This window comes from Bradyrhizobium sp. I1.14.4, from assembly GCF_050435825.1.
Taxonomy (GTDB): domain Bacteria; phylum Pseudomonadota; class Alphaproteobacteria; order Rhizobiales; family Xanthobacteraceae; genus Bradyrhizobium.
Genome location: NZ_JBNDLA010000021.1, coordinates 1 through 15,654, shown reverse-complemented (window position 1 = coordinate 15,654; position 15,654 = coordinate 1). Strand labels below are relative to the sequence as shown.

Sequence of the window (15,654 nt, the reverse complement as noted above, 5' to 3'; positions counted from 1 at the left end):
GCCATCTCGAGCCAGTGTTTCGCGCCCGCCAAATCTGGCAGCTTTCTGGGCAAATGGCACAAAAAAGTTGCAGGTTGAAGCGGAAAACATGCGCAGCGCGTGAGCGCCGTCACTGTACGGAATGGAAACGCTCGGCCACAATGTGGCTTTCCCACCCGGCCGGCGGTCCTGCTGGCTCGTTTCGCCTACCGCGTGTCCACACGCGCGCGCCTGAGGAAACAAGAAATGTCGAACCGAAACTGGTTTTATGCATCCGAAGGCCAGCAAAAGGGCCCCCTGCCTGAAGCCCAGCTCCGCGACCTGATCACCCGGGGCATGGTGGGGGCCGATACCCTGGTGTGGACCGAGGGCATGGCCGGCTGGCAGAAGGCCGGGGAGATTCCAGGCCTTGTGCCGAGCGCCGGCGCGCCGCCGGCGTTCCCGCAGGCCGGCGGACCGCCGCCCGTGACGGCATCCGGAAGCTATAGCGGAGGCGCGCTGTCGGCCGATTTCCCGATCTGGGGCCTGTTCGGACGCAGCCTGCTGATGTTCATTGGCCAGATTTTCGTCATCCCGGCGCCGTGGACGGCGACCAGCCTGTATCGCTTTGCTATCCCTTACATCCGCGTGCCGGGCCGGCCGCATCTCGCCTTCACCGGGCAGCCGCTCGACATCTGGTACGTCTTCATCGTGCTCGGTCTTCTGACCTACGCCGGCGCGGCCAACAGCAACATCGTCACGCTGCTCTCGCTGCTGCTGCAGGGCTTCCTGAGCTGGATGATCGTTCGCTGGATCTTCGGCTGTCTCAGCTCGAGCGGCCAGGACCTGCCGATCTCGTTCAAGGGCAGCCCGGCCGTCTATGTCGGCTGGTACGTGCTGATGGTGATTGCGGCCATCACCATCATCGGCTGGGCCTGGGTGCTGACCGCATGGATGCGCTGGATCTGCCGCAACGTCGAAGGCACGCGCCGCGAGGTCACCTTCAATGCATCGGGGCTCGAGGTGCTCTGGCGAACCATCGTGTTCTCGATCGGCTGCGCCTTCCTGATCCCGATCCCGTGGGTGCTGCGCTGGTACGGCAACTGGTTCATCTCGCAATTCGCGCTGACCGAGCGCGGCGCCTACGCGGGAAGCTGAGCGGCTACTTGCGCTCGCGGACCGAACCTTCTTGCGCGACGGACGCCACCAGCGTGCCGTCGGGCTTGAAGATCAGGCCGCGGGTCAGACCGCGGCCCGACTGCGCGCTCGGCGAATCCTGCGCGTAAAGCAGCCATTCGTCGGCGCGGAACGGGCGGTGAAACCACATCGCGTGATCGAGGCTCGCCGGCATCATGCGCCTGTCAAATAGCGTACGGCCGTAGCGCGCCATCACCGCGTCGAGCAGCGAGAAATCCGACGCGTAGGCCAGCGCGCACAGATGCAGCGCCGGATCGTCGGGCAGCTTGGCCGCGGTACGGATCCAGACATGGATGCGGCCATCGTCGATCTGCTGGCCGAAATAGCGGCCGAGCTCGACCGGGCGCAGCTCGATCGGCCGGTCGCTCTCGTAGTAGCGGCGGATGAAGTCCGGCATCTCCTTGAACATCGGCTGCTTCGACACTTCCTCCGCGGTCAGCTTCTCCGGCGGCGGCACGTCGGGCATCTTCTCCTGATGATCGAAGTTGCTCTCCTCATCGGAATGGAACGACACCATGATGGAGAAGATCGCGTTGCCGTGCTGGATCGCAGTGACGCGGCGAGTGGTGTAGCTCTTGCCGTCGCGCAGCCGCTCGACCTGGTAGATGATCGGGATCTGGGGGTCGCCGGGCAAGATGAAATAGCAATGGATCGAATGCGGCAGGCGGCCCTCGACGGTGCGGCAGGCCGCGACCATCGCCTGGCCGATCACCTGGCCGCCGAACACGCGCTGCCAGCTCGTCTTCGGGCTGTTGCCGCGGAACAGATTCACCTCGAGCTGCTCGAGATCGAGGATGGACAACAGGTCGATCAGGCTCTTGGACATCGGTGGCTTCCGGTTGGTTAAACCCGTCCTTCCGGGGCGATGCGCTCGCATCGAACCCGGAATCTCAAGATCCCGGGTTCACCGCGTGCCCCGGAATGACTGCTGGGCTTGTTTCTGTCCCCTGTTTCGCCCAGCTATTATCAGGTAGCAAGCACAGTCTGAGAGCGTAAAGCGCAAGGGACGGGCATGCCGGCACAGCGAAGTATTGTGATCTGCGGGGGCGCATTTGCAGGGTTGGCGCTGGCCGTGGCGTTGCGCCAGGGGCTTGGACCGGACATCCCGGTCATCGTGGCCGATCCGGCGCTCAGCCAGCGTCCGAGCCGCGATCCGCGTGCGACCGCGATCGTGGCGGCCTGCCGGCGGCTGTTCGAGACCCTCGGCGTCTGGGGGCAGGTGGCGCCGACGGCGCAGCCGATCACGGACATGGTCGTGACCGATTCCAAGCTGGAGGACGCCACGCGTCCAGTGTTCCTGACCTTCGCCGGCAACGTCGCGCCCAGCGAGCCGTTCGCCCATATGGTCGAGAATCGCTATCTGATCGATGCGCTGGCGGCGCGCGCCGAGGCCGAGGGCGTCGAGCTGCGCGCCACCGCGGTGTCGAGCTTCGAGTCGCGCCCCGACGGCGTCAGCGTGCGGCTTGCCGACGGCACGGATGTCGATGCCAGCCTTCTGGTGGCCGCCGACGGCGCGCGGTCGAAGCTGCGTGAGCGTGCCGGGATTGCGACCCACGGCTGGGACTATGATCAATCCGGCATCGTGGTCACGGTCGGGCATGAGCGCGAGCATCACGGCCGCGCCGAGGAGCATTTCCTGCCCGCAGGTCCGTTCGCGATCCTGCCGCTGACCGGCAATCGCTCCTCGCTGGTGTGGACCGAGACGCGCAAGAACGCCGCGCGCATCACCGCGCTGAGCGAAGCGGAATTCCACGCCGAGCTCGAGCAGCGTTTTGGTTTGCATCTCGGCGAGATCAAGCCGCTCGACAAGCCGCGCGCGTTTCCGCTCGGCTATTTCGTCGCGCGTTCGTTCATCGCCGAACGCCTCGCATTGATCGGCGACGCCGCGCATGTGATCCATCCGATCGCGGGGCAGGGGCTTAATATGGGCCTGAGGGATGTCGCCGCGCTGGCCGAGGTCGTGGTCGATGCGGCGCGGCTCGGCATGGACCTCGGACAGGCCGACGTGCTCGAGCGCTATCAGCGCTGGCGCCGCTTCGACACGATGGCGATGGGTGTTGCCACCAACTCGCTCAACTTCCTGTTCTCCAACGAATCGACACTGCTGCGCACCGTGCGCGATATCGGATTGGGCCTCGTCGATCGCGCGCCTCCGCTGAAGAGCATGTTCATCCGCCAGGCGGCGGGACTGTCAGGCGAGGTGCCGCGGCTGTTGAAGGGCGAGGCGCTGTAAGCCTGTCGTGGCGCCGTAGCCCGGGACTAGTATAGTCGCGGTGAGACTTTCCCGGATTTCGCTTTCGCTCCATCCGGGCTACAGCTCTCAATCGATCTTCCTCGCTTCTTCCGGCAGCATGATCGGGATGCCGTCGCGGATCGGATAGGCGAGTTTTGCGGACCGCGAGATCAGCTCCTGCCGCGCGGCGTCGAATTCCAGCGGTCCCTTGGTGATCGGGCACACCAGGATTTCGAGCAGTTTTGGGTCGGCGGTGCTTTCGAGATGGTCGGTCGTCGAATTCATTGCGGTCTCCGGCTACTCGTCATGTACCACATCCAAATATGCGCTGTCAGCGCTTGGCGATCCGCAGCAGCTCGTCGATTGCGGCCTGCTGACGCGGCTTCGGCAGCGCCTGCTCGGACAGTGCGTAGCCGACGAATGCCCAATAGAAGATCTGCGCGCGGCCGCGCGCCACGTCGTCACCGAATCCAGCTTGCCGGAGCAGGGTCTCGATATAGCCGATCCGGCGCTGGTCGACTTCGAGCACCGCAGCGCGCGCCGCGGCATCGGCGGTGGCCCAGCTGCGCACCGCGCGTTCCAGCGCCAGTCGCGCCGAGAAGGCCCCGCGCAGCAGCAGCGCCAGCGCCTCGTCGCCTTTCGGGATCGTCTCGAGCTCGGCAATCACCTGCTCGGCGGCGACATCACGCCAATGGTTGAGGATCGCGCTGCGGTAGGCGCCGATGTCGGCGAAATGCCAGTAGAAGCTGCCGCGCGAGACGCCCATGGCCTTGGCCAGTGGCTCGGCCTTGAGCGCCGTGTAGCCGCGCCGCGCCAGCGTCTTCAGGCCCTGATCGAGCCAGTCCTTGGCTGAGAGCGGTTCCGTCATGGTTCCCCGTCCGCGCCGCGACCATACACAAGTGTATTGACAGGCGCCAGCGGTCGATGCCATATCCCGTATCCATACAGTACTGTATGGAGACGTTGCGATGCGTGATCTTCTGCTGCAAGGCGCCGGAATCATCGCCATCCTGGTCAGCCTGATCCATGGCGTTCTCGGCGAGACCAAGATATTCGCACGCGCCACCATCGAACCACCGCGGCTGCGCCTCTTGCTTCGCCTGGTCTACCAGGCCGGCACGGTCGCCTGGATCGGCGGCGGTGTGTTGCTGGCCGCCGCTCCCGCGATGGCCTCCGACCCGGCGCGGCACTGGATCGTGGCGACGCTCGCAGTGGTTTTCGGCTTCGCCGCGCTTGCCAACGCGCTGGCGACCCGCTTCCGTCATTTCGGCTGGATGTCGATGAGCGCAGTCGTGGCGCTCGCCGCCGCCGGCTATTAGCGAACGCAGCCATGACGACCGATCGCATCAGCCTGAGCATCGCCAATGGCGTGGCCGACGTCCGGCTCAACCGTCCGGACAAGCTGAACGCACTCGATCCGGCGATGTTTACCGCGATCGCCGAAATCGGCGCGCAGCTCGCGGACGACCCAAAGCTCCGCGCCGTGGTGCTGTCGGGCGAAGGCCAGGCCTTTTGCGCCGGCCTCGACATCGAGCGCCTGGTCGCGACGACGGAAGGCGAGTCCATCCTGCCTTTCGTCGATCTCGGCCAGCGCACCCACGGTATCGCCAACTTCGCTCAGCATCTGGTGTGGCTCTGGCGCAAGCTGCCGGTGCCGGTGATCGCCGCCGTCCACGGCATCGCGTTCGGCGGCGGCTTCCAGCTGATGCTCGGTGCCGACATCAGATATCTCGCGCCGGCCACGCGACTTGCCATCATCGAAGCCAGATGGGGGCTGGTGCCCGACATGGCCGGCACGCAGCTGATGCGCCATCTCGCGCGCGAAGACGTGGTCCGCGAATTGACCTACACCGCGCGCGTCTTCTCCGCGGAGGAGGCGCTTGGTTACGGCTTCGCGACCCGGATCGTCGAAGACCCGCGTGTCGCTGCGCTACAGACGGCGCGCGCGATCGCTGATCGCAGCCCCGATGCAATCCGCGCCGCCAAGCGGCTGCTCAATCTTGCAGCCGACTGCGATGCGGCGACCGGGCTCGCAGCCGAAACGGCCGAACAAAAGAACCTGCTCGGCACGGCTAATCACATCGAGGCCGTCAGGGCGAATCTCGAGCGACGACTGCCGCGATGGAGTTTTGCATGACCGCTGGCCCGGGATTCGATCTGGAGCGTCTTGTTGCGACCAATGCATCAGCGGCCTTCAACCGGCTCGCCGGCTTCGAGGTGGTCTCTGCCGGTGCTGGCCAAGTGGAGCTGCGCATGCGCTGGCGCGACGATCTCACCCAATATGCGGGACATCTGCACGCCGGCTTGATCGCGGCCCTGCTCGACACCGCCTGCGGCTTTGCCGCGGCGTCGCTCGCCGGCTCCGTCACTGCATCGCATTTCTCGATGAATTGCCTGAAGCCCGCGGTGGGCCGCTGCTTCATCGCCAAAGGCAGCACACTGCGCGTCGGGCGCCGGCAGGTTTTTGCGCGCGCGGAACTGCTTGCGGAGAACGAGCAGGGCGAGATGTCGCTGGTCGCAACCGGTGAAACCGTGCTCGTTCCGCTCGCAGGCTGAACTGCCCGGAGGGCCGCATGGCTGCGATATTTATGGGGCCATCAATTTCCGTGCGGAATCGGCTTACGCGCGGATAACCATGCGACCAAAAGTTGCAGAAAATTATCGAGAATACCATTCAATCGGCCTAGCTTGTCCGAACGGGCAACCATGGACCGGCGCATGTTTCGTGTTTTGACGTGTCTTTCAGGTGAGCATGACTGGCGGCTGGTTCTGCTCGCCGGACTGGTCTGCTTCGTCGCCAGCATTGTTGCCGTCAACATCTTCCATCGCGCGATCGCTTCGCAGGCGAGGACGCGGCTGATCTGGATTGCGATCGCGGGAGCCGCGATCGGTTACGGGATCTGGGCAACGCATTTCATCGCCATGCTCGCCTACGAGCCGGGCGTGCCGACCGGCTACGGTATCGTCCTGACCGCGCTGTCGCTTGCCGCGGCGATGATGCTGACATCCGGCGGCCTCGGCCTTGCCGCCAGCGACCCCAGCCGCTGGCGTGCGCCGGTCGGCGGCGCGGTGATCGGAGCCGGCATCGCCAGCATGCACTATCTCGGAATGTGGGCGCTGGAAGTGCCGGGCCACGTGGTGTGGTCGCTCGACCTCGTGGTGGCGTCCGTCGTGCTCGGCATGCTGTTCGGATACGCCGCGCTTTCGATCGCGGTCCGCCATCAGGATCGCTGGATGTCCCTCGTCGCAGCACTGTTGCTGACGCTTGCGATCGTCTCGCATCATTTCACCGCAATGGGCGCGGTCGAGATCGTGCCGGACCCGTTGCAGGCTCCGGCGGCGCTGTCGCTGTCTCCTGCCTTCCTTGCCATCGTGATCGCGGGCGTGGCGCTCTCGGTGCTCGGGATGAGCCTGGTTGGCGTGCTCGCGGATCGCCGGTTGGCGCTGCGCACCCGCCGCTTCGAGGAGATCATCAGCCAGCTTTCGCTGGCGCGGCAGCAGGTCGAGGTGTCGCAGAAGGAGCTGGAGGAACAGAGGTTCCGGCTGGATACCGCGATCAACCACATGGGCGAGGGTCTCTGCATGTTCGATGCGGAGAAGCGCCTCGTCGTTTGCAATGATCGCTATGCCAAGATGTACCGGCTGCCGCCCGAATTGCTGATGCCCGGCACGTCCCATCGCGAGATCATCAGGCATCGGATCGCCAACGGCATCCTCAAGGGCGAGACCAGCGACAGTGCGGCGACGCAGGTGCTCGCGACATTGAATGCGCTGCCGGCCGGCGAGATCAGCAGCCGGGTCGACGAGCTTGCCGACGGCCGGCTGATCTGCGTGACCCGGCAGCCGATGCCCGGTGGCGGCTGGGTGGCGACGCATCGCGACGTCACCGAGCAGCGGCGCTCCGAGGCCAAGATCACCCATATGGCGCAGCACGACGCGCTGACCGATCTGCCGAATCGCGTGCTGCTCAAGGATCGGATGGAGGACGCGCTCTCCGGCAGCCGGTGCGGCGGACCGAGCCTTGCAGTGCTGATGCTCGATCTCGATCGCTTCAAGGACGTCAACGACACGCTCGGGCATCCGGCGGGCGACGCGCTGCTGAAGTCGGTGGCCGCGCGGTTGCGCAGATGCGTCAGCGAAACCACGCTGATCGCGCGGCTGGGCGGCGACGAGTTCGCGGTGATCGACTATGTCAGCGATCCGGTCCCGGAAGCGGGTTTGCTCGCCGAGAAGATCAGGAAGGCGCTCAGCGAGCCGATCGATCTCGGCGATCATCGGGTGACCACCACGACCAGCATCGGCATTGCGATCGCCCCGCGCGACGGTACCGATTCCGACGAGATCCTGCGCAGTGCCGATCTTGCGCTCTACTCGGCCAAGAGCTGCGGGCGTGGCTCGTTCCGTTTCTTCGAGCCCGAGCTCGATCGGCTGCTGCAGGCCCGGCGCAGCCTCGAGCGCGACATGCGCAGCGCGCTCGCCAACGGCGAGTTCGAGCTGCACTATCAGCCGTTCATCAACGTCGCGAGCGGCGAGACCTGTGGCTTCGAGGCGCTGTTGCGGTGGCTTCACCCGCAACGCGGCATGGTGTCCCCGGCGCAGTTCATTCCGCTGGCGGAAGAGACCGGCCTGATCGTGCCGCTCGGGGAGTGGGTGATGCGCACCGCCTGTGCCGAGGCCGCCAAATGGCCTGATGACCTCAAGATCGCGGTCAATCTGTCGCCGGTGCAGTTCAGGAGCCCGGAATTGGTCTCGGTGATCGTGCACGCGCTGGCGAGGTCGGGCGTTTCGCCTGACAGGCTCGAGCTCGAAGTCACCGAGACGGCCATCATCCAGGACAGCGAGGCGGTGTTCGCGGCCCTCAGCCAGCTGCACGATCTCGGGGTGCGGATCGCGCTCGACGATTTCGGCACCGGTTATTCGTCGCTGAGCTTCCTGCAGAAGTTTCCATTCGACAAGGTCAAGATCGACCGCAGCTTCGTGTCCGAACTCTCCGGAGCAACGGACGAGTCGCGCAGGATCGCGCGCGCGATCGTTCGCTTCGCCGTCAGCCTCGGCAAGACGACGACGGCCGAAGGCGTTGAAACGAAGGAGCAGCTCGACATCCTCCGCGCCGACGCCTGCGTGGAAGTGCAGGGCTTCCACTTCAGCCCCGCAGTCCAGAGCGAGAAGGTCGCACAGATGATCGGTGGGCGGACTATGGCAAGCCCGCAACGCCCAGCGGTCCGTCGCGCATTGGCGGGTGCCGCTTCCTGACCGCGGGCGCGCGTCAGCCGATCGGACACGTGTGAGGCGTAAGGCCGCAGCAGGCAGTGAGAACCAAATTGCGCATGGAGACCAAAGCGGTTTTCGCGACCGTTAGAATTCCTCTAAAGCATGGCCATAAACGCGCTTCCTTGACTTGGCAATCACCTCAGTTTTGTTCACGCATGTGCTCGGCGCGATGGCGCTAAGGGCGTGATCGGAAACGGAGGGGGGAGATGCGCGTGAGAGTGATTTTGACTGCGCTGCTTGCAGCGTGCGTTCTGGGGCATTTGGGATCGGCGGCGTTCGCCGACGGCTACAAGAATTGCACCAAGCTCGACAAGGCGTCGTGGAAGCCGGCAAGCGATGCCGAAGCCAAGGCCAAGGCTGCCGGCTACGAGGTGCGCCGGTCGAAGGTCGAGGGCTCCTGCTACGAGGTGTACGGCGTCAAGGAAGGCAAGCTCTACGAGCTGTTCTACAGCCCGGAGGACCTTAGCCTGAAGCACACGATCGCGAAGTGAAGCGGGCGCGATGACGGAGGCGGCGCCTGGCGCCCGCGGCGCAACCACCGTGCAGGTCTGGGACCTGCCGCTGCGGCTCTGGCACTGGGCGCTCGCCATCCTCGTCCTGGTCGCCTGGGTGACGCCCAGCGTCCATGACCGGCTGCACCGGCTGGCGGGCTATGCCGTGATCGCCCTGCTGGCGTTCCGGCTGATCTGGGGCTTTGCCGGAACGCGCTATGCGCGTTTCGGCAGGCTCGGCGTCCGTCTGCGCGCCGCGCCGCGCTACATCTGGAATCTCCGCCGCGGCGTCACCGGGCACTATATCGGGCTCAATCCCGCGGGAACCGCAATGCTGGTGGCGCTGCTGCTGATGCTCGCGGTCTCGGCGGTCACAGGTGCAATGGAAGTCACCGTGACCTTCTTCGGCGTCTGGTGGGTCGAGGACACCCACGCCTACGCTTCGGATGGGGTCATCATCCTGGTCGGGCTGCACGTGCTCGGCGTCATCGTGGTGGGATTGCTGCAGCGTCAAAACCTGGTGCGCGCGATGTTCACCGGACGCAAGCAGCTTCGCAAGCGGTGACAAGTGGCTTCTTCTTTGGCACGATCTCCGCGCAAATGCTCTGCGTTTGTCGCGAGGGAAAACCGCTTCACACTTTCCGAATCAGGCCTACTGCACCGGCGGGTCGCCCGAGGTGCGTTTCTTGGCGAGGTCCATCTCGGTGACCGCGATCAGGATTTCGGCGCGGGTCTTCAGGTCGGGCGCTTCGAGCATTGCCTGCTTTTCGGCCGGACCATAAGGCGACATCATCGCCAGCGCATTGACCAGCGCCTCGTTGGGCGCGGATTCGATGCCCTCCCAGTCGACCTTCAGATTGTTGGCGTCGAGGAAATCGGCGAGCACTTCGAGCAGCGCCTTGCGGTCGACGGCCTCCTCGCCCTTGCGCGCGGTGAAGTCGCCGGCGAAGGAGAAGAAGTCGACCTTGCACTGCCGGTATGGCGTCTGCACGGCAAGCTCTTCGACCACCTTGAAGCGTGCGACGCCGGTCAGTTCGAGGATGTAGCGGCCGTCGCCGGATTCGGCGAGCTGGGTGATGCGGCCGACGCAGCCGACGCGGAACAGCACCGGCTTCGCCTCTTTTTGCGAATGCGCCACGTCGGGCTGGATCATGCCGATCAGGCGGTGACCGTCGCGCAACGCGTCGTCGATCATCGCAAGATAGCGCGGCTCGAAGATGTTGAGCGGCATCTGGCCGCGCGGCAGCAGCAGCGCCCCCGGTAGCGGGAACACCGGGATGACCTCGGGGAGCTCGCCGGGCCCGCGATATTCGGCATTGATCGGCATCTGCGGTCCCGCTGCTGTGACGGGCGTGCTTTACGAGAACAGGATGGTCGACAACCGCTTGCGCCCCTCGACGGTTGCCTCATCGGTGCCGCCCCACGCCTCGAAGAACTGCACCAGCTGCTTGCGCGCGCCGTCGTCATTCCACTTGCGATCACGCTTGACGATCGCGAGCAGCTGCTCGGTCGCCTCGACGCGCTTGTTCATCGCATTGAGCGCGGTCGCGAGATCGAACCGAGCCTGATGATCGAGCGGGTTTGCGGCGACTTTCTGTTCCAGCTCCGCGATCGGACCGACCGACTGCGCCTGTTCGGCGAGATCGATCGCCGCCTGCACCGCCTTCACCGCGGCGTCGTTGCGCTTGGATTCCGGAACCATCGCGAGCGTCTGCTTGGCCTGCTCGACCGCACCCGAGGTAACGTAGCATTTGGCGAGGCCGGCGAGCGCCGCGATGTTGGTGGCGTCGTGCGCCAGCACGTCGGCATAGATCTGCGCAGCCGCTTCGGCATCGCCCTCGGCAAGCACGGCGTCAGCCTCGGCCAGGATCTCCGCGAGATTGGGCTCGCCGGGGGCCGGCACGCCCTTGGTGATCTTCTCGATAAAGGCGTTGATCTGGCTCTCCGGCACCGCGCCCATGAAGCCATCGGCGGGCTGGCCGTTAACGAACGCGATCACAGCCGGGATCGACTGTATGCCCATCTGACCGGGGATCTGCGGATGCTCGTCGATGTTCATCTTGACCAGCTTGACCCGGCCTTTGGCATTATTGACCGCCTTCTCCAGCATCGGCGTGAGCTGTCGGCAGGGACCGCACCACGGCGCCCAGAAGTCGATCATCACCGGCTGACGGCGTGATTCCTCGATGACGTCCTTGACGAAGGTCTGGGTCGTCGTCTCCTTGATCAGATCGGGCGCTGCCTGGGGCGTGGGGCCGCCCTGCTCCATTATCGTCACGTTGTCCTCGCCTGCTTCTGAGGTCGGAAATCCGGGGGCGTTCTAGCACGCCCGGCACGGCACGTTCAGCCGTTCTGTCAGGCTAAATGGCGGTCAGCCAGCAAAATTCAATCGCTTGCCGTCCGGCCTTGTTCCATCAGAGATCGGGTGGGTTCAGGCCCCGGAACGGCCGATCATGGGCGATCCTTGATGGCAACAGGGGGACCGCCAATGGCAAAAGCCTATTACAGCACCGTGTTCGAGCAGCCGGCCGGCGAGGTCTGGAAAATCGTCCGCGATTTCAACAACTACCCGGTCTGGGTCCATGGTGCGGGGACAAGCGAGATCGAGGACGGCAAATCCGGCGACACCATCGGCGCCGTGCGCAACGTGCTGTACCGGGAGCGTCGGATCCGGCAGCGGCTGCTCGCGCAGTCCGATGTGGACCGTTTCCAGACCTACGAATTTGCCGACACCCCGACCCTGCCGGTGACGGATTTCAGCGCCACGCTGCGGGTGACGCCGGTGGTCGACGGCGACCGGGCCTTTATCGAATGGTCGGCGGTGTTTGATTGCGATGCTGCCCGCCGCGCCGAACTGGCGCAGACGCTGGCCGGCTGGTTCGAGACCTGGCTCGAATCGCTCCGGGACGAGATGGCTCTGAGGCCAGTTCCGGCGGAACGGTAAAAAGAAATCGGCGGACGGGTCGATTTCGGTCGATTCGAGGTCGATTTTTAAGGAAACCGCGCGATTTCGTGAGGTTCGGACCGCGCTCTTGTGTTGCATTCACAGACAGCTTTTGGCATAGCTCTGCCGTTGCCGGCGAGTGATCGCCGCCATTTCGGATGCGGGTGTAGCTCAGTGGTAGAGCACGACCTTGCCAAGGTCGGGGTCGAGGGTTCGAGCCCCTTCGCCCGCTCCAAAACATCTCGCTGACCGAGCTGACAGTCTGATGAAGGCCCGCCCATTGGTGCGGGCTTTTTTGCTGTTCCGGCCGTGCCGCGATCCCGGGGTCAAGATGCCGCGTCCGGCGATGGCCGTTTCCGGTTTTGTTAATCGTCAAACGGTGCATTCTCAAAACTGATAGAAATCTATGGTTGTGTCGGCCTCGAAATGGCTGCCGCGCGCCATTCGTTGCGGCAAGCACGTGAATGATGTCGATCAGCTGGACGCCAGATCCCGGGTTGAACCGCCGCTTGGCTCGCGCATGCGTTGCAGCGCTGGTCGTGCTCGTCGGCAATTGGGCAGGTTCGCCGGCATCGGCGCAGCAATTGCCGAGCGACTCGGCATATGCGCCGGCGCCCAGCCTTTTTCCCATGCCCGGCTTTGAGCAGGCACCTGGCTTTGAGCCCGCGCAACGGCCGCGGCTTCGGGTCTACATCACGACGCGATTGGAACGGGGCGGCCGGCAGAATTTCTGCGTCAGGACCTGCGACGGCCGTTTCTTTCCGCTGCCGCGCATGAGCGAGGCGGCGGATATCAGGACATGCGAGGCGGCCTGCCCGGCCGCCGAGGTGAAACTGTATTCCGGCTCCGATATCGACGGCGCCAGAACCGAGCAGGGCGAGACCTACAAGACGCTTGCAAATGCATTCCGCTTCCAGCGCGAGATCGTGCCGCAATGCTCGTGCAGCGCCGGCACATCGACCGGCCTGTCGCCGATAGCGATCGAGGACGACATGACGCTTCGGACCGGCGACATCATCGCCGCCGATGACGGCTTCAAGATCGCGGCGATCTCCAGCGGGCAGAGGCGCAGCGTATTGTTCAGGCCGCTGCCGAAGGCCAAGGCGCAAGCGCTCGGTCTCGCGCGCCTCTCGTCGCGATAGCAGCGATCGCGAGCGTTAGCTTCATTCGAATATTACGTTGCGGTGCAGAATGCCTTATTCTCAGGCAGTCCTCGCAGGAAAATTTCGTCTCAAATCTCGTCTCAACTTGTTTTGACGCAGCGCACACCCGCGCATGCGCTTTTCAGCGTCGATGGATGTGCTACCATTTTGCCGTCTGACCTGCCTCACAGACCGCCACCATCATCTCTCAGGGCGTTCAAAATCAATAACAGGCAAGCTGCAACGGCTTGCATAGGGGAGTGACGCGATGAAGTCGGCTTTCAATCGATCAATACTTGCGTTCGCGGCGATTGCGCTGCTGGCGGGGACAACCTTCGCCAATGCGCAGCAACAAACAGACAAGAACCGTGCGCTGAAGAAATACGAATCCGGGACCAAGGAATTCTGGACCCATCCGCCGGATGACTGGTTCCTCGGCGACGAGACCGAAGCGCAGAAGGGCTTAGCCCCGCCGTCCGGTCCGCCGACCGGCGCGTCCGACGCCGAACTCGCCGCGATGATGAAGAAGATCAAGCTGCCGCCGGGCTTCAAGATCGAGGTCTATGCCTCGAACGTGCTCGCCGCGCGGCAGATGGCCTGGGGCGACAAGGGCACGCTGTTCGTCGGCTCGTTCGGCCTCGGCAACGTCTATGCGATCAAGGACAACAACGGCAAGAAAGAGGTCAAGACCATCCTGAAGGGCCTCAACATGCCGACCGGCCTCGCGTTCCGCGACGGCGCGCTCTACGTCATCGCAGTCGACAAGCTGATCAAGTACGACAATGCCGAAGCCAATCTCGACAATCTCGGCAGCGGCAAGGTGGTGTATGACGACATGCCGTCCTATGCGGCGCATGGCTGGAAATACATCGCCGTCGACAAGGATGGCTGGTTCTACGTTCCGTTCGGCCCGCCCTTCAACATCGGCATCCCGCCGACCTCAGTGTCGCAGATCCGCCGCGTCGATCCCAAGACCGGCAACGCGGAAATCTATGCGCTCGGCGTGCGCAACTCGGTCGGCGGCGACGTCGATCCGCGCACCGGCAAGTACTGGTTCACCGAAAATGCCCGCGACTGGATCAGCGACGATCTGCCGAGCGACAAGCTCAACATGATCTCGAAGATCGGTGAGCACTTCGGCTATCCCTACTGCCACCAGGGCAATCTGCCGGACACCAAGTTCGCGATGGGTCACAAGTGCTCGGAGTTCACCCCGCCGGTGTACAATCTCGGTGCGCACGTGGCTCCGCTCGGCATGAAGTTCTATACCGGCAGCCAATTCCCGGCCGAGTACAAGAACAGCATCCTGATCGCCGAGCACGGCTCCTGGAACCGGCACAAATACCAGGGTGGCCGCATCGTGCGGATCACCGCGAGCCCCGACGGCAAGAATGCCAAGCAGGAAATCTTCGCCTCCGGCTGGATCGAGGGTGACCAGGGCTATCTCGGCCGTCCCGCCGATATCCTGCTCGACAAGGATGGCTCGATCCTCGTCGCCGACGACTGGGCCGGTGCGATCTATCGCATCAGCTACAGCAAGAAGTAACGGTTGAAGGCTCAAGAGGCTGCGGTGGCCACGAGGCGGCCGCAGCCTCTGTTGTGATCGGCCGCGGAACCACCTCGTCATGCCCGGACTTGATCCGGGCATCCATCCAAATCAAGAAACCCTTTTTCAAGCCAGATGGATTGCCGGGTCGAGCCCGGCAATGACACGCGGAGAAAACTTTCAATGCGCCTTTTGTCATTCGGAATGCTGTTCGCGTCGGCGCTGGCGATGACCTCCCTTGCCCAGGCCGCCGACGTCGCCGCGGGCAAGGCGAAGGCCGAAATCTGCGCCGGTTGCCACGGCGACAATGGCCTCTCGCAGACCGAGAACATTCCCTCGCTGGCCGGCCAGCTCGACCAGTTCATTCAATGGCAGCTGGTGTTCTTCCGCGCCGGCGCGCGCAAGAACGAGCAGATGCAGCCGATCGTCGAGCAGCTCGACAACGACGACATCCGCAATCTCGGCGCCTATTTCGCCTCGCTGACGCCGTTCAAGGGCGGCAAGGACGACAATCCGGAATTGTCCGAGAAGGGCAAGCAGGCCGCGGCCGGCCGCCGCTGCGCCTCATGCCACGGCGACGGCTTTGCCGGCACCAAGGCGGTGGCCCGCATCGCCGGCCAGCGCGAGGAATATCTCGTCAAGGCGCTGCACGACTACAAGTCGGGCGTCCGCTCCGGCGGGGCGCAGGCCGCAATGGCCGACGTCGCCTATCCGCTGAGCGACGAGGAGATCACCGCGCTCGCGCATTATCTGGCGCATTTGTAGCCACAAAGAAGGTCGTCGTCCCTGCGAAAGCAGGGACCCATATGTGGACGGCCCCCGTGGCACAAGAGCTTTTTGAGTAGATCGGATCGCTTGCATCCATATGTCCG

At 64.4% G+C, this 15,654-nt stretch carries 17 protein-coding genes and 1 tRNA gene; 13 read left to right on the top strand and 5 right to left on the bottom strand.

Features of this window, described 5'->3' with window-relative positions; translation table 11 throughout:
* The first annotated feature begins 225 nt into the window (after positions 1 to 225).
* On the top strand, positions 226 to 1,116 hold the full coding sequence (locus tag ABIB78_RS29715) for a DUF4339 domain-containing protein (RefSeq protein WP_429030975.1): 891 nt from the start codon (positions 226 to 228) through the stop codon (positions 1,114 to 1,116).
* A 4-nt stretch (positions 1,117 to 1,120) separates the two neighbouring features.
* On the opposite strand, the gene tesB is transcribed toward ABIB78_RS29715, so the two are convergent.
* The gene (gene tesB, locus ABIB78_RS29710) at positions 1,121 to 1,981 is read right to left on the bottom strand and encodes an acyl-CoA thioesterase II (RefSeq protein WP_429030973.1); all 861 of its coding nucleotides are present in this window, start codon (positions 1,979 to 1,981) and stop codon (positions 1,121 to 1,123) included.
* A gap of 186 nt (positions 1,982 to 2,167) precedes the next feature.
* Here tesB and ABIB78_RS29705 point away from each other — a divergent pair, with 186 nt between their 5' ends.
* On the top strand, positions 2,168 to 3,388 hold the full coding sequence (locus ABIB78_RS29705) for a ubiquinone biosynthesis hydroxylase (protein WP_429030970.1): 1,221 nt from the start codon (positions 2,168 to 2,170) through the stop codon (positions 3,386 to 3,388).
* A gap of 87 nt (positions 3,389 to 3,475) precedes the next feature.
* On the opposite strand, the gene ABIB78_RS29700 is transcribed toward ABIB78_RS29705, so the two are convergent.
* Both ABIB78_RS29700 and ABIB78_RS29695 read right to left on the bottom strand, forming a co-directional pair.
* Positions 3,476 to 3,673, bottom strand: coding sequence for a Trm112 family protein (locus ABIB78_RS29700; protein WP_018269337.1), 198 nt, complete (start codon positions 3,671 to 3,673; stop codon positions 3,476 to 3,478).
* A 46-nt stretch (positions 3,674 to 3,719) separates the two neighbouring features.
* Positions 3,720 to 4,256, bottom strand: a complete 537-nt coding sequence (locus tag ABIB78_RS29695) for a TetR/AcrR family transcriptional regulator (protein WP_429030968.1) — start codon at positions 4,254 to 4,256, stop codon at positions 3,720 to 3,722.
* A 100-nt stretch (positions 4,257 to 4,356) separates the two neighbouring features.
* Here ABIB78_RS29695 and ABIB78_RS29690 point away from each other — a divergent pair, with 100 nt between their 5' ends.
* The 6 genes from ABIB78_RS29690 (at position 4,357) to ABIB78_RS29665 (ending at position 9,715) form a co-directional block, all read left to right on the top strand.
* Complete coding sequence (locus tag ABIB78_RS29690) at positions 4,357 to 4,707, top strand: hypothetical protein (protein ID WP_429030966.1); 351 nt, start codon at positions 4,357 to 4,359, stop codon at positions 4,705 to 4,707.
* 11 nt (positions 4,708 to 4,718) lie between these two features.
* Positions 4,719 to 5,525 (top strand): crotonase/enoyl-CoA hydratase family protein, encoded by an 807-nt coding sequence (locus ABIB78_RS29685; protein ID WP_429030965.1) that lies wholly within the window; start codon positions 4,719 to 4,721, stop codon positions 5,523 to 5,525.
* Entirely contained in the window at positions 5,522 to 5,944 is a 423-nt protein-coding gene (locus ABIB78_RS29680) for a PaaI family thioesterase (protein ID WP_429030963.1), read from the top strand. Before ABIB78_RS29685 ends, ABIB78_RS29680 begins: the two co-directional genes overlap by 4 nt.
* Before the next feature lie 162 nt (positions 5,945 to 6,106).
* Positions 6,107 to 8,641: a bifunctional diguanylate cyclase/phosphodiesterase gene (locus ABIB78_RS29675; protein ID WP_429030961.1), complete on the top strand. Its 2,535-nt coding sequence runs from the start codon at positions 6,107 to 6,109 to the stop codon at positions 8,639 to 8,641.
* A 224-nt stretch (positions 8,642 to 8,865) separates the two neighbouring features.
* Entirely contained in the window at positions 8,866 to 9,150 is a 285-nt protein-coding gene (locus ABIB78_RS29670; RefSeq protein WP_429030959.1) for a PepSY domain-containing protein, read from the top strand.
* A 10-nt stretch (positions 9,151 to 9,160) separates the two neighbouring features.
* Positions 9,161 to 9,715, top strand: coding sequence for a cytochrome b/b6 domain-containing protein (locus ABIB78_RS29665; RefSeq protein ID WP_429030957.1), 555 nt, complete (start codon positions 9,161 to 9,163; stop codon positions 9,713 to 9,715).
* 87 nt (positions 9,716 to 9,802) lie between these two features.
* On the opposite strand, the gene ABIB78_RS29660 is transcribed toward ABIB78_RS29665, so the two are convergent.
* A complete protein-coding gene (locus tag ABIB78_RS29660) occupies positions 9,803 to 10,477 on the bottom strand; it encodes an LON peptidase substrate-binding domain-containing protein (protein WP_429030955.1) in 675 nt (224 codons plus the stop codon).
* 30 nt (positions 10,478 to 10,507) lie between these two features.
* Positions 10,508 to 11,428 carry a thioredoxin gene (trxA, locus tag ABIB78_RS29655; protein ID WP_429030954.1) on the bottom strand — a complete coding sequence of 307 codons (921 nt, stop codon included), beginning with the start codon at positions 11,426 to 11,428 and terminating at the stop codon, positions 10,508 to 10,510.
* 210 nt (positions 11,429 to 11,638) lie between these two features.
* Between trxA and ABIB78_RS29650 the strand changes: the two genes are divergently transcribed.
* The 5 genes from ABIB78_RS29650 to ABIB78_RS29630 all read left to right on the top strand — a co-directional run bounded on the left by ABIB78_RS29650 (position 11,639) and on the right by ABIB78_RS29630 (position 15,547).
* Complete coding sequence (locus ABIB78_RS29650; RefSeq protein ID WP_429030952.1) at positions 11,639 to 12,094, top strand: SRPBCC family protein; 456 nt, start codon at positions 11,639 to 11,641, stop codon at positions 12,092 to 12,094.
* Between the two features lie 160 nt (positions 12,095 to 12,254).
* Positions 12,255 to 12,329: transfer RNA gene (locus ABIB78_RS29645), tRNA-Gly, on the top strand.
* A gap of 274 nt (positions 12,330 to 12,603) precedes the next feature.
* Entirely contained in the window at positions 12,604 to 13,236 is a 633-nt protein-coding gene (locus ABIB78_RS29640) for a DUF2865 domain-containing protein (protein WP_429030950.1), read from the top strand.
* A gap of 268 nt (positions 13,237 to 13,504) precedes the next feature.
* On the top strand, positions 13,505 to 14,782 hold the full coding sequence (locus ABIB78_RS29635; RefSeq protein WP_429030947.1) for a PQQ-dependent sugar dehydrogenase: 1,278 nt from the start codon (positions 13,505 to 13,507) through the stop codon (positions 14,780 to 14,782).
* A gap of 183 nt (positions 14,783 to 14,965) precedes the next feature.
* The gene (locus ABIB78_RS29630; RefSeq protein WP_429030944.1) at positions 14,966 to 15,547 is read left to right on the top strand and encodes a c-type cytochrome; all 582 of its coding nucleotides are present in this window, start codon (positions 14,966 to 14,968) and stop codon (positions 15,545 to 15,547) included.
* Positions 15,548 to 15,654 lie beyond the last annotated feature (107 nt).